Origin of the sequence: Novosphingobium sp. KA1 (assembly GCF_017309955.1) — a bacterium.
In the GTDB taxonomy this organism is placed as follows: domain Bacteria; phylum Pseudomonadota; class Alphaproteobacteria; order Sphingomonadales; family Sphingomonadaceae; genus Novosphingobium.
The window spans coordinates 2,922,467-2,935,688 of the sequence record NZ_CP021247.1 but is presented as its reverse complement, the minus strand read 5'-3'; the positions used below and the strand labels follow the sequence as shown (position 1 = coordinate 2,935,688).

Genomic DNA, 13,222 nt, shown 5'->3' with positions numbered 1-13,222 from the left:
CAATCCAGCGAAAAGATGACGATTTTGGTCGACCTGAAACGGGTCTCCATCGGGATTGCGCTTGACGGCAGCGCGCGGGCGCAACAAGGGTCGCCACATGAGCGAAACCGACACTGCCACTCAGGCCCCGTCATCCGCAAGCCCCGCGCAGGCCGACAAGGCACAGCGCGACAAGCGATCAGAACAGCCCAAGAAGGACGACAGCTTCATCGCTTTCCTGTTCTGGCTGGTTCTGGGCGTGGTCGTGCTGCGCAGCTTCATCATCTCGCCCTTCAACATTCCCAGCGAATCGATGCTGCCGCGCCTGCTGAACGGCGACTATCTGTTCGCCACCAAGTGGTCCTACGGCTACTCGAAGTACTCGCTGCCCTTCAGCCTGCCGCTGATCCCGGGCCGCGTGTTCGCCAGCCAGCCCGAGCGCGGCGACGTCGCCATCTTCAAGGCGCCCCCGGGCAACGACGTCGACTACATCAAGCGCGTCATCGGCCTTCCGGGCGACGAAGTGCAGGTCAAGGGCGGGCAGGTCTGGCTCAACGGCAAGCCGGTGCCCCGCGTGAAGCAGCCCGATTTCGTGCTGCCCGTCACCCCCAACACCCATTGCTACGCGCCCGAATTCGAAGGCACCGACGCCAAGGGCGGCCCGGTCTGCAACTATCCGCAGTACCGCGAGACCCTGCCCAACGGCAAAAGCTACAACGTGCTCGACCTCGGCCAGACGCCGCAGGACGACACCGGCGTCTATGTCGTGCCCGAAGGCCAGATGTTCATGATGGGCGACAATCGCGACAACTCGCTCGACAGCCGCTTCCCCGCCGTGGAAGGCCAGGGCATCGGCATCGTTCCGCAGGAAAACCTCGTCGGCAAGGCCTCGGTCATGATGTTCTCGACCGATGGCTCGGCCAACTGGTTCCTGCCCTGGACCTGGTTCACAGCCGCGCGCTGGAGCCGCATCGGGAGCGTGATCTGAGTGCTTGACGCGCAGGACCGCGCCTTCATCGCCAGGATTTCCGGGGCGGAGCCCGTCGACGAAGCCCTCTGGCTCGCCGCGCTCACCCACGGCAGCACCGGCGAAAAGCGCAATTACGAACGTCTCGAATTCCTCGGCGACCGGGTGCTTGGGCTCTCGGTCGCCGAATGGCTCTTCGAGAACAGCGAGGAAGCCGAAGGACGGCTTTCGCAACGCCTCAACGCGCTGGTCGCCCGCGCGACCTGCGCGCAAGTGGCGCGCGGCATCGACCTCGGGCCGCGCATGCGTCTGGGCAAGCAGGCCCGCGACGACGGCGGCCAGGACAGCGACAACATCCTGGGCGACGTGATGGAGGCGCTGATCGGCGCCTGCTTCATCGAACGCGGCTTCGATGCCGGCAAGGCCATGGTCCGCGGCCTCTGGGCAGGCGAGATGCAGGGCAAGGCCGGCAAGCGCAAGCACCCCAAGTCCGCATTGCAGGAATGGGCGGCCGGCAATCGCCGCCGCATGCCCGAATACAAACTGGTCGACCGCTCCGGCCCCGACCACGCCTCGAAATTCACTGTCGAGGTTTCGATTCATAACGTAGGCTCGGCGCGCGCGGTCGCGAACTCCAAGCAGGATGCGGAAACGCAGGCCGCCGAGGAATTCATGAGGAAATTCGGATGACCCAGCATTGCGGTCTCGTCGCCGTCATCGGCGCCCCCAACGCGGGCAAGTCAACGCTCGTCAACGCGCTGGTCGGCCAGAAGGTGGCGATCACTTCGGCCAAGGCCCAGACCACCCGCGCGCGGCTGATGGGCATTGCCCTGCTCGATGAAACCCAGATCATCCTGGCGGACACGCCCGGCATCTTCGAGCCCAAGCGCCGCCTCGACCGCGCGATGGTCGCAGCGGCCTGGGAAGGCGCGCAGGAAGCCGATGCCGTGCTGCTGGTGGTCGACCCCATCAAGAAGCGCCGCCATGAGCTGGAACCGCTGCTCGAAGCCCTTGCCGCGCGCCCGGAACGCAAGATCCTGGTGCTCAACAAGGTCGATGCCGGTGCCAAGGAGCCGCTGCTGGTGCTGGCCCAGGAACTGACCGGCAAGGTCCAGTTCGACGAGGTGTTCTTTGTCTCGGCGCTGACCGGCGACGGTGTGCCCGAACTCAAGACGCACCTGGCCGGGCTCATGCCCGAAGGTCCCTGGCACTATCCCGAGGATCAGGTCTCCGACGCCAGCGAACGCCTGCTCGCCTGCGAAATCACGCGTGAACAGCTCTATCGGCAGCTTCACGAGGAACTGCCCTACGACGCCGCCGTCCGCCCCGAGGCCTACGAGCAGCGCAAGGACGGATCGGTGGAGATCCGCCAGCAGATCGTCGTCACCCGCGACAACCAGCGCGCCATCGTGCTGGGCAAGGGCGGCGCCAAGATCAAGGCGATCGGCGAGGCCGCGCGCAAGGAACTGGCCGAAGTGCTGGGCCAGAAGGTCCACCTCTTCCTCCACGTGAAGGTCGAGGAAAACTGGGCCGACGCACGCGACATCTACGAAGAGATCGGGCTGGACTGGGTCAAGTGATGGCACGCGTCTCGCTGACGGGACTTGCCGTCACCGCGCTGCTGCTCGGCGGCTGCGCGACCCCTTACATGAAAGCCCGTGCGGCCGAGGCCGATGTCGCCGCCCAGGTCGAGGAAAGCTTGGCCGGGCAGCGCTATGTCGCCATCGGCTCGTCCTTCGCCGCAGGCCCGCAGCTGCCTCCCCCAAAGACCGGTGCGCCGGTGCGCTGCGGGCAGAGCCTCAGCAACTATCCCACGCTGCTGGCCGAACGTTTCGGCATGGTGCTGACCGACCGTTCCTGTTCGGGCGCCAAGACCGACAATGTGCTGGGTCCATGGTCCGAGATCCCGCCGCAGATCAACGCGGTGACCCCGCAGACCCGGCTGGTCACGCTGACCATCGGCGGCAACGACCTCAACTACGTCGGCAACCTGTTCAATGCCGCCTGCGCCTATCGTTCGAAGCAGGCTGTGGCGGCGGGCGGCAAGCCGCATGCCTGCGGCCCGGTCAAGGTCCCGACCGACTACGACTACGCGCGCGACGAGATGCAGATGATGGAGATCGCCCGGCGCGTGCGCACGCAGGCGCCCCATGCCCGCATCGTCTTTGTCCAGTACCTGACGCCGCTGCCGGAACCCGGCAAGCTCTGCGCGAATACGCCGATCAGCGAAGAGCACGCCGCCATCGTGCGCAAGATCGGCGTGCGCCTTGCCGAGATCACCAACCGCGTCGCCCAGGCCAACGGCGCGCTGCTGGTGGAGATGAACCAGGCCTCGGCAACCCACACCCCGTGCGACGCGGTGCCATGGCTGATCGGCTCGCCCGACGGCTATGACGGCAAGCAGGGCCTGCAGTGGCACCTCAACTCCGCCGGCATGGAAGCCACCGCAAACGACATCGCCTGGTGGCTCACCCGTTCGGGCGTCAAACAGGTGAAGCCGAACTTCCCGCAGACGGTGACCCCGCCCCCTGCCCCCGGCGCCACCCCGGTCCCCCTGCCCGTACCGGCCCCGCAGGTGACGCCTCCCAAGAGCGGCACTGGAAGCGGCACCGCACCTCGCCGCCGGTGAATACCGTTTCGGCCAGCCTTTGCTGCCACCTCGATGGCGGCAAGGTTGGCCGATAGGGCTAACCGCCCCGGCACGGCACGGCTCGATCCGGCCACCCTTTTTCCGACCCGGCATAAATCCCGCGCGGCACGCTGCGGATCCCGTGCGCCGGCGGCGTCTCGGTACCGCAATCTTCATGCGCCATAGCGCGCCCGAAGCCGCTGCGCGCAATCACTGCCCGGACACGCTGCGGGCCCACGGGACAAAAAGGGTCAGCCATGATCGCAGCTGCCGGGCGTCTTCTCGCCCGCACCGGAACCTCACTCCGCGCCGGATTGTCCGCGCGGGCCGGTCTCTCCGCGCGCACCGGGATGGCGTCGCCGGTGCTGTACCTGCCAGTGGCACTGGCGGTCCGCCTGCTCATGCTCGGCAAGCCCGCGTTCCAGTCCGACGAGCAATTCTACTTGCTGGTCGGCCAGCGCATGGCCGAGGGCGCCGTGCCCTTTGTCGACATCTGGGACCGCAAGCCCTGGGGGCTCTTCGCGATCTTCCGCAGCGTCTACCTGCTGCCTTTCGACCCCGTGCTGAGCTATCAGTTGCTCGGCCTCGCCTGCTCGGTGCTGACCGCGCTGGCGATCGAACGCATGGCCCGCTGGATCGCCCCGCCCCGCGCCGCACAGGCGGCGGGCCTTGTCTATCTCCTCTGGCAAGTCGTGTTCAACGCCGCGCTGGGACAGGCACCGGTGTTCTACAACCTGCCCGTGGCGCTGGCCGCGATGGTGGTGATCGAGGCCTGCCAGCGCCGCGACGATCCGCTGCTCCGGCGCCGCGCACTGGTACCGATGCTGCTGCTCGGCATCGCCATGCAGATCAAGTACACGGTGCTGTTCGAAGGGATCGGCTTCGGCCTCATGCTGCTTGCGCGGGGGCGGGCTGACGGCTGGAGCTGGCCCCGCCTTGCCGGGGCAGGTGCGTCATGGCTGCTGGCCGCGCTGGCGCCAACCGCAGCGGTCATGGCAGGCTATGCCCTCACCGGCCATCTCGATGCCTTCGTGCAGACCAACTTCCTCTCGATCTTCGGCCGCGCGACCGACCATGCCGATGCCTATGCCCAGCTTGCCAAGGAGACGCTGGCGATGACGCCCTTCGCGCTGGCCATCCTGCTGGCGCCGCATCGCCTTTCATCCGTGCGCGCAGGCTCGCCTGCCGCACTGCCGGCCCTGCGCATCTGGGCCATCTTCGCCATTGCCGGATTTTTGATTTTCGGGACGTGGTACGACCACTACCTCGGCCCGGTGCTGGTGCCGCTTTCGATCCTCGCCGCCCCGGCACTCGCCCGCACCCGCAAGGGCGAGCGCTGGTATGGCCAGTTGCTGATCGGTCTGGGCCTGATCGGCGCAGTACTGGTCCCCGCCTTTCAGGTGCGCGAAAAAGGCGATGCGGAGGATTTTGCAATCGCCAGCGATCAGGTCGCCCGCGAACTTCACGGGCGCTGCCTCTACGTCTACGAGGGTGACAGCGCGCTTTATCGCACAACGAACGCCTGCATCCCGACGCGCTACGCCTACCCCAGCCATCTCAATGCGATGAACGAAGCGGGCGCGCTGGGCGTGGACCCAGCCGCGGAAGTATCGCGCGTGTTTGCGAGCAAGCCGGGCGTGGTCGTGGTGGCCGAATCCGGCCGCCCCAACCTGCCCAACCTGGCAACGCGGGCGCTCGTCCGACGGCAGCTGGCCGAGAGTTACCAGCGCTATGCTGGCGTCACTCTCGGCACCCGCAAATACGGGCTCTATCGCCTCAGGCGGTGATCAGCGCGCCTTGGCGATGGCAAAGCCGTGCTGGCGCGCGGCGTCCTTGGTCGATTCCTCGGTGCGGTTGAGAGCCTTGGCGATCTCCTTCAGGCCCTTGCCCTTTCCGGCAAGGACCTGGAGCTTCTGAAGCTCTTCCGGCTTCCAGGGCTGCTTGTGCTTGGCGATCTTGTCGCTCATTCGGCCGCTTCCTTCTTCACCGCCTTCTTGGCCGGAGCCTTCTTGGCAGCGGGTTTCTTGGCGGCAGGCTTCTTTTCAGCCGCCGGCTTCTCCGCCGCATTCTTGGGGGCCGCTTTCTTGGGGGCCGCCTTCTTGGCCGGGGCCTTCTTGGCGGGCGCCTTCTTCTTGCCCTTTGCCGGGCCCTTGGCCGCCTTGGCATCGATCAGCGCGATGGCCTGCTCTGGGGTCAGGTCCTCCGGCTTCTGGTCGCGCGGGAGCGTGGCATTGGTGGTGCCGTCGGTCACGTAAGGACCGAAGCGGCCGGCCATGACCTTCATCTCGCCTTCCGAAGTCGGATGCGCGCCCAGCACCTTGATCGGCTCGGCCTTGGCGCGGGCGCCGCCGCCGCGATTGGCGGCATCGGCCAGCATCGAGACGGCGGCATTCATGCCGGTCTCGAACACTTCGGCGGTGTTGCGCAGGCGGGCATACTTGCCATCATGGGCCAGATAGGGCCCATAACGGCCGATGCTGGCGGTGATGTCCTTGCCGCTTTCCGGGTGCGGACCGATCGTGCGCGGCAGGCTGAGCAGCTTGATGCCCCATTCCAGGGTCAACTCGTCGATGTCCTTGGGGATCGACGCACGCTTGGCTTCCTTGCCCTCACCCAGCTGGATGTAGGGACCGAAGCGACCGACGCGGCGGACGATCTCCAGCCCGGTTTCGGGATCCTTGCCCAGCGCCTCGTCCTCACCCTCGCCATCGGCGCTGCCGCCGGGCTGCGCGAACTTGCGCGTGAACTTGCACTCCGGATAGTTCGAGCAGGCGACAAAGGCGCCATAGCGACCGCCGCGCAGCGAGAGACGGCCCTCCCCGCACTTGGGGCAGACACGCGGATCGCTTCCATCAGCCTTGGGCGGGAACAGGTAGTCGGACAGGAACTCGTCCAGCGCCTCGGTCACTTCCGAGGGCTTCTTTTCCATCACTTCGTCCGACTTCGGCTTGAAGTCGCGCCAGAAGGCTTCAAGCAGCGCCTTCCATTCCTGACGGCCACCCGAAACGTCGTCGAGTTCGTCTTCCATGCCCGCCGTGAATTCGTAGGCGACGTAGCGCTGGAAGAAGCGTTCGAGGAACGAGGTCAGCAGACGGCCCGATTCCTCGGCGAAGAAGCGGTTCTTCTCGGTGCGGACGTAGTTGCGGTCCTTGATGACCTGGATCGTCGCGGCATAGGTCGACGGGCGGCCGATGCCGAGTTCTTCCAGGCGCTTCACCAGGCTTGCTTCCGAATAGCGCGGCGGCGGCTGGGTGAAGTGCTGTTCGGCGCTGACGTCCTTCTTCGCGGGCATGTCGCCCGACTTCATGAACGGCAGCAGGCCCGAATCGTCGTCGTCCGACTTGTTGTCCTGGCCTTCCTCGTAAACTGCGAGGAAGCCGGGGAACTTCACCACCTGGCCGGTGGCGCGCAGCTCGTGCTGGCCGGTGCCGTCGCGCAGGGTGACGGTGGTGCGTTCCAGCGCGGCGGAAGCCATCTGACTGGCCATCGCGCGCTTGAAAATCAGGTCGTAGAGGCGCGCCTCGTCACCCGAGCCATAGCGGTCCTTGGTGAAGTCGGTCGGGCGGATCGCCTCGTGCGCTTCCTGCGCGTTCTTCGCCTTGGTTTCGTAGTGACGCGGTTTTTCGGGCAGGTAGTGACCCGAGAAACGCTCGGTGATCGCCGCGCGTGCCGCCGAAATGGCGCTGGGGTCCATCTGCACACCGTCGGTACGCATGTAGGTGATCGCGCCCGCTTCATAGAGCGTCTGCGCCACGCGCATCGTCTGGCTGGCCGAGAAGCCCAGCTTGCGCGAGGCTTCCTGCTGCAAGGTCGAGGTGGTGAACGGCGGCTGCGGATTGCGGCGGTGGGGCTTGGTCTCGACCGTCTCGACGCGGAAGGCGCCGTTCTCGACAGCGGCCTTGGCGCGCAGGGCAGTGCCTTCGTCGCCGATGCTCAGACGCTCCAGCTTCTGGCCCTCGAACGTCACCAGACGGGTGGTGAAGTCGGTGCCGTCATGCGCCATCTGCGCGGTGACCGACCAGTATTCCTGCGGCGTGAACGCCTCGATCTCACGCTCGCGGTCGACGATCAGGCGCAGCGCCACCGACTGCACGCGGCCGGCCGACTTGGCGCCCGGCAGCTTGCGCCAGAGCACCGGCGAAAGCGTGAAGCCGAACAGATAGTCCAGCGCGCGGCGGGCAAGGTAGGCGTCGATCAGGTCCTGATCCAGCTCGCGCGGCTGGGTCATCGCCTTGGTGACGGTTTCCTTGGTGATGGCGTTGAAGGTAACGCGCTGCACGTCCTTGGGCAGCGCTCGGCGCTTGGCCAGGAGTTCCTTAACGTGCCACGAAATCGCCTCACCCTCGCGATCAGGGTCAGTCGCGAGGATCAGTCGGTCGGCTTCCTTGGCAGCATCGGTGATGGCCTTCACCTGGCGCTGCTTGTCGCCATAGAGTTCCCAATCCATCTCGAAACCCTCGTCCGGGCGGACCGAGCCGTCCTTCGGCGGCAGGTCGCGGACGTGGCCGTAGCTGGCCAGAACCTTGTAGTCCTTGCCCAGGTACTTCTCGATGGTCTTCGCCTTGGCCGGCGATTCTACGATGACTAGCTGCATGCGATACTCTTATAGCCCCTACGCGCGCGCTCCCACGCGTGCGCATGTGTGTACACGCATAGGGTGGGAAGCTTTGAGGCGCCTCGTCAAGCACCCCGATGGGCCCAAGCACCCCGATATGGCAAGGTCATTTCAGGCTGCAACAATAGTGATACCCCGCAACCCTGCGGAAAACCGCTCTTTTATCCCAGACTGACACGCCCGCCGGCGTGGCGCACCAGCCTTCCGGCAATCTCCAGTTCAAGCAGTTCCAACTGCACCGCAGCCGTACCCGCACCCGATTGCCGGATCAGCTCGTCGACCGCGACTGGCGCCGTCGTGAGCAGCCCGGCGATGCCCGCCGCCTGCACTTCGACACCGGCATCGCCCGCCCACGCCCAGTCCTGCGCCTCCTCGCGAAAACGGGAGCGCGGCGTACCGTCAAAGCCGGTCAGGAGTTCGATCACATCGGCCACCGACTGGACCAGAACCGCCCCGTCGCGGATCAGGTTGTTGCATCCGCGGGAGCGCGGATCGAGCGGCGACCCCGGCACGGCCATGACCTCGCGTCCCATCTCGCCTGCCAGCCTTGCGGTGATGAGCGAGCCCGACTTGGGCGCCGCCTCCACCACCACGGTACCGGCAGCGAGCCCGGCGATGATGCGGTTGCGCGTCGGGAAATGACGGGCGAGCGGTTCGGTACCGGGCGGCTGTTCCGCCACCAGCAGGCCTTCGCCGGCGACACGCTGCTGCAACTCGGCATGTTCCGGCGGATAAGTCACGTCGATGCCGCTGGCGATCACGCCGATCGTTGCCCCGCCCGCCAGCGCGCCCTGATGTGCTGCGCCGTCAATGCCCCGGGCCAGCCCCGAGACAACGGCATGACCGGCCTCCGCCAACCCCTGGGCGAATTCGCGCGCGATCCGCACCGCGCCTGCCGAGGCGTTGCGCGCGCCGACGATGGCGACGCAGGGTTTGGCAAAAATCGCGAGGTTGCCGCGCACCGTCAGGATCGGCGGCGCGCCTTCACTATGGGCAAGCAGGCGCGGATAGTCCGGCGAATCGTGAAACAGGTAGCTGGCGCCCGCCTTGCGGATCCGCGCGATTTCGGCCTCGACGACCCGTTCCGGCGCCGCCGTGTAGCGCCGTCCGGCGCGGCCGGCCAGTTCCGGCAGAGCCTCCAGCGCCGCCGCCGCGCTGCCGCAGCGCGCCATCAGTTGGCGGTAGGTGACCGGGCCGACATTGGGAGAACGCAGCAAGCGGATGCGCGCAAACGCCTCGTCCTGCGAAAGCGGTGCGGTCTCCCCCCCGGCGCCGCTCACGGCTTCTTGCCGCCCCCGATCCTGGGCTCGGTGCCTGCGCGCAGGCGGGCAATGTTCTCGCGGTGCTGGAACAGCACCACGGCGGCGATCACCGCCAGCACGCCCGCGGCTTCACCGTAGCCCAGCGCCCATGCCGCGAGCGGTGCCGCCACCGCAGCGGTCATGCCCGCAACCGAGCTGATCCGCACGGTGAGCAGCAAGCCGATCCAGGTCAGCGCGTAAATCAGCCCCACCGGCCATGCGAGGCCAAGCGCGATTCCGGCCGTGGTGGCGACCCCCTTGCCGCCCTTGAAGCCGAGCCAGACCGGGAAGCAGTGACCGGCAAAGGCACCAAGCGCCGCCAGCCAGACCCAGTCGGGCAGGAAATGCCGGGCAATCAGCACCGCGGCGAGCCCCTTGAGCAGATCGAGCAGCAGCGTTGCTGCGGCAAGACCCTTGCGACCGGTGCGCAGCACGTTGGTCGCGCCGATATTGCCCGATCCGATCGAGCGCAGGTCGCCCGCCCCGGCGATCCGAGTGATGAGAAGCCCGAACGGCACCGAGCCGAGGGCGTAACCGAGGACAATTGCGAGAATCCAGTTCATGGCATGCCTCTTAGCCGCTCATGCCGGTGAGGCGAAGCGGCTTGCAGCATTCGACATTGCCCTTTGCACATCGGCGCGGTTAACAGTGTGCAAGGTACAGGGAAAAACGATGCCTTCCGAGAATTTTGCCGTGTCGACCGCGCACGACGTCGACCCCGCCGCCCCGATCCTGGTTTTCGATTCGGGCGTGGGCGGACTGTCCGTGCTGGAAGAAGTGCGAAAAGCGCTGCCCGATGCACCGATCATCTACGCCGCCGATACCGCCGGCCTGCCCTATGGCACCAAGACCGAGGCGCAGATCGCCGCCCGCGTCGCCGGGCTGCTCGGCCGGATGACCGAACGTTTTGCGCCGCGCCTTGTCTGCATCGCCTGCAACACCGCCTCGACCATCGCGCTGGGCATGGTGCGTGACGTGCTCGAGGTGCCGATCGTCGGCACCGTGCCCGCCATCAAGCCCGCGGCCGCGCTCACGCGCACCGGCACCATCGGGCTGCTCGGCACCCAGGCGACCATTCGCCAGGCCTATGTCGACCGGCTCGAACACGAATTTGCCGCCGACAAACGCCTGCTGCGCCATGGCGCGCCCGAACTGGTGGAAGCCGCCGAGGCCAAGCTGCGCGGCGAAGCCGTCGATCCCGCCGCGATCCACCGCGCCGCCGATGCCCTGCGCACGATGCCGGGGGGGACGGACATCGACACGGTGGTGCTCGCCTGCACGCATTTTCCGCTGCTGGAAGAGGAACTGCGCGCAGCGTTCGGCCCCGACGTAACCTTCGTTCACGGCGCTGCCGGCATCGCCCGCCAGATCGCCCGGCTCACGCAGGGCCAGGAATATGCTCGCCAGGGCCCCGACCGCGCGCTATTCACCGGAACCAGGGATTTGTCCGCATCCTACGCCGAGACCCTGGCACGATACGGACTCATAGGGGGCGGGCTGTTTTGACGCCGAGATTCAATATCTTCATACTCGTCGTGCTGCTGCTCGCCGGGCTTCCGATCTACTGGTTCCAGTTCGATGCCAGCGCCCGGGATGCACAGGCCAAGCGCCTCGACATAGCGGTGCTGCGCGAGCTTGCTAATGCCGTTCCCGGCGCGCATCCCGCACAGATCCGCCATGAGATCATCGGTTCGCGCATCGCCCTGTACAACCAGCTCGCCGCGGGCTCCGGCCTGCGCCCGATCCACACCGGCGTGCGCGCCTACCAACTGGTTGTTCCCGGCCAGCGCCCGATCCTGATCGATGCCGGCACCTCTGCCGAACTGGCCGAGGAAAACAAGGTCAACGACTTCGACGCCGCCGCGCAGCAGCGCGTGGACCATGTGGCCAGGGAAGCCGGCCTGCGGCTCACCCTGCTCGACCGGCCCGTCCACCGCGGCAATCCCGCCGTTTCCTCGCCCCACGCCGCCCCGCTGCCCGACCTTGGCGACGGCCGCCCCCGCGCCGTCGCGCCGGGTGTGGTTGTCATTCCCCAGGACGACCTGCCCAACCACCCCCGGATGGTCTTCGTGCAACTGGCGAACGGCGCCGAGTTCCTGTTTGCCGGCGACGTCGCCCAGGTGCCGCTGAGCTGGGAAATGACGCGCCCGCCGGCGCGCACCTTTGCCGACCTCGGACACCCGGCGCTGCGGACCGAAATCGTCTCCTGGTTGATGACGATCAATGCGCTCAAGCGCGCGGCGCCCAAGATGGAGGTTGTCGCCGGCCATGACCCGGCGGCGCCCCGGGTCATTCCCTGGGGGTTCGTCCGTAGCTGAAAGCCCCTCGAATGCGAAAAATTCGCCTGTGCGACGATTTATTTCAAGCCAATCCCGAGGCGATATCGATCACTGTATCCGGTACAAGCGACTGGTCATGCCGTCCGCGATACGGTATTGGCCCGCAGCAGAAAGTAGAAGCCGTTTTAAGGCCAGCGCAGGATAACGCCCAGGTGAACTACGAGCATATTTTCGATCAGGCGATCGACCGCCTGCATTCCGAAGGCCGTTACCGGGTCTTCATCGACATCTTGCGCAACAAGGGCGCTTATCCCAACGCACGCTGCTTTGCCGGCCACAACGGGCCCAAGCCGATCACCGTGTGGTGCTCGAACGACTATCTTTCGATGGGCCAGCACCCCAAGGTGATCGAGGCCATGGAAGAGGCGCTGCATGACGTCGGCGCCGGTTCCGGCGGCACCCGCAACATCGGCGGCAACACGCACTATCACATCGAGCTTGAGCGCGAACTGGCCGACCTTCACGGCAAGGAAGGCGCACTGCTGTTCACGTCGGGCTATGTCTCGAACGACGCCACGCTGTCGACACTCGCCAAGCTCCTGCCCGGCTGCGTGATCTTCTCGGACGAGCTCAACCACGCCTCGATGATCGCCGGCATCCGCAATTCGGGCTGCGACAAGAAGGTCTGGCGCCACAACGACCTCGAACACCTCGAGGAACTGCTGGCCGCCACCGATCCGAACCTGCCCAAGCTGATCGCCTTCGAATCGGTCTATTCGATGGACGGCGATATCGCCCCGATCCACGCGGTCTGCGACCTGGCAGAAAAGTACAACGCCCTCACCTACATCGACGAAGTCCACGCGGTCGGCATGTACGGCCCGCGCGGCGGCGGCATTACCGACCGCGACGAAGCCGCGCACCGCATCGACATCATCGAGGGCACGCTGGGCAAGGCGTTCGGCGTCATGGGCGGCTATATCGCCGCCGACCAGCGCGTGATCGACTGCATCCGCAGCTATGCGCCGGGCTTCATCTTCACCACCTCGCTCTCGCCCGTGCTGGTCGCAGGCGTGCTGGCCTCGGTGAAACACCTCAAGAGCTCCAGCGCGGAGCGTGAGGCGCAGCAGAACTCTGCCGCGACGCTCAAGCAGATGTTCCGCGACGCGGGCCTGCCGGTGATGAATTCCACCACGCACATCGTGCCACTGATGGTCGGAGATCCGGTCAAGGCCAAGAAGATCAGCGACATCCTGCTCGCCGAATACGGTGCCTATGTGCAGCCGATCAATTTCCCCACCGTGCCGCGCGGCACCGAACGGCTGCGCTTCACGCCCGGGCCGACGCATACCGAAGCGATGATGCGCGATCTGACCGACGCTCTGGTCGAGATCTGGGAACGGCTGGAGATGCGTCTCGCGGCCTGACGCTATCGCACTTGCAACATATTCT

12 protein-coding genes are annotated in these 13,222 nt (G+C 66.4%); 8 read left to right on the top strand and 4 right to left on the bottom strand.

Annotated elements, in window-relative coordinates; genetic code table 11:
- The first annotated feature begins 97 nt into the window (after positions 1-97).
- From lepB to CA833_RS13965, 5 genes are all read left to right on the top strand, one after another.
- The gene (lepB, locus tag CA833_RS13985) at positions 98-967 is read left to right on the top strand and encodes a signal peptidase I (RefSeq protein ID WP_142634381.1); all 870 of its coding nucleotides are present in this window, start codon (positions 98-100) and stop codon (positions 965-967) included.
- Entirely contained in the window at positions 968-1,636 is a 669-nt protein-coding gene (gene rnc / locus CA833_RS13980) for a ribonuclease III (RefSeq protein WP_142634383.1), read from the top strand.
- On the top strand, positions 1,633-2,526 hold the full coding sequence (gene era, locus CA833_RS13975) for a GTPase Era (protein WP_142634385.1): 894 nt from the start codon (positions 1,633-1,635) through the stop codon (positions 2,524-2,526). Before rnc ends, era begins: the two co-directional genes overlap by 4 nt.
- Complete coding sequence (locus CA833_RS13970; RefSeq protein WP_142634387.1) at positions 2,526-3,575, top strand: SGNH/GDSL hydrolase family protein; 1,050 nt, start codon at positions 2,526-2,528, stop codon at positions 3,573-3,575. The genes era and CA833_RS13970 overlap by 1 nt, the downstream gene beginning before the upstream one ends.
- Before the next feature lie 257 nt (positions 3,576-3,832).
- Positions 3,833-5,362, top strand: a complete 1,530-nt coding sequence (locus tag CA833_RS13965) for a hypothetical protein (RefSeq protein ID WP_242526114.1) — start codon at positions 3,833-3,835, stop codon at positions 5,360-5,362.
- Here the strand turns inward: CA833_RS13965 and CA833_RS13960 are convergent, their stop codons facing one another.
- The 4 genes from CA833_RS13960 to plsY all read right to left on the bottom strand — a co-directional run bounded on the left by CA833_RS13960 (position 5,363) and on the right by plsY (position 10,054).
- Positions 5,363-5,542: a hypothetical protein gene (locus tag CA833_RS13960; protein ID WP_142634389.1), complete on the bottom strand. Its 180-nt coding sequence runs from the start codon at positions 5,540-5,542 to the stop codon at positions 5,363-5,365.
- Entirely contained in the window at positions 5,539-8,169 is a 2,631-nt protein-coding gene (gene topA / locus CA833_RS13955) for a type I DNA topoisomerase (protein ID WP_207078362.1), read from the bottom strand. Before topA ends, CA833_RS13960 begins: the two co-directional genes overlap by 4 nt.
- A gap of 182 nt (positions 8,170-8,351) precedes the next feature.
- Entirely contained in the window at positions 8,352-9,470 is a 1,119-nt protein-coding gene (gene dprA / locus CA833_RS13950) for a DNA-processing protein DprA (RefSeq protein ID WP_207078361.1), read from the bottom strand.
- A complete protein-coding gene (plsY, locus tag CA833_RS13945; protein WP_207078360.1) occupies positions 9,467-10,054 on the bottom strand; it encodes a glycerol-3-phosphate 1-O-acyltransferase PlsY in 588 nt (195 codons plus the stop codon). Before plsY ends, dprA begins: the two co-directional genes overlap by 4 nt.
- Before the next feature lie 109 nt (positions 10,055-10,163).
- Between plsY and murI the strand changes: the two genes are divergently transcribed.
- The 3 genes from murI to hemA all read left to right on the top strand — a co-directional run bounded on the left by murI (position 10,164) and on the right by hemA (position 13,197).
- Positions 10,164-10,997, top strand: a complete 834-nt coding sequence (gene murI / locus CA833_RS13940) for a glutamate racemase (RefSeq protein WP_142634397.1) — start codon at positions 10,164-10,166, stop codon at positions 10,995-10,997.
- Positions 10,994-11,809, top strand: a complete 816-nt coding sequence (locus tag CA833_RS13935) for a hypothetical protein (protein WP_207078359.1) — start codon at positions 10,994-10,996, stop codon at positions 11,807-11,809. The genes murI and CA833_RS13935 overlap by 4 nt, the downstream gene beginning before the upstream one ends.
- 173 nt (positions 11,810-11,982) lie before the next feature.
- Positions 11,983-13,197 (top strand): 5-aminolevulinate synthase, encoded by a 1,215-nt coding sequence (gene hemA, locus CA833_RS13930; protein ID WP_142634401.1) that lies wholly within the window; start codon positions 11,983-11,985, stop codon positions 13,195-13,197.
- Positions 13,198-13,222 lie beyond the last annotated feature (25 nt).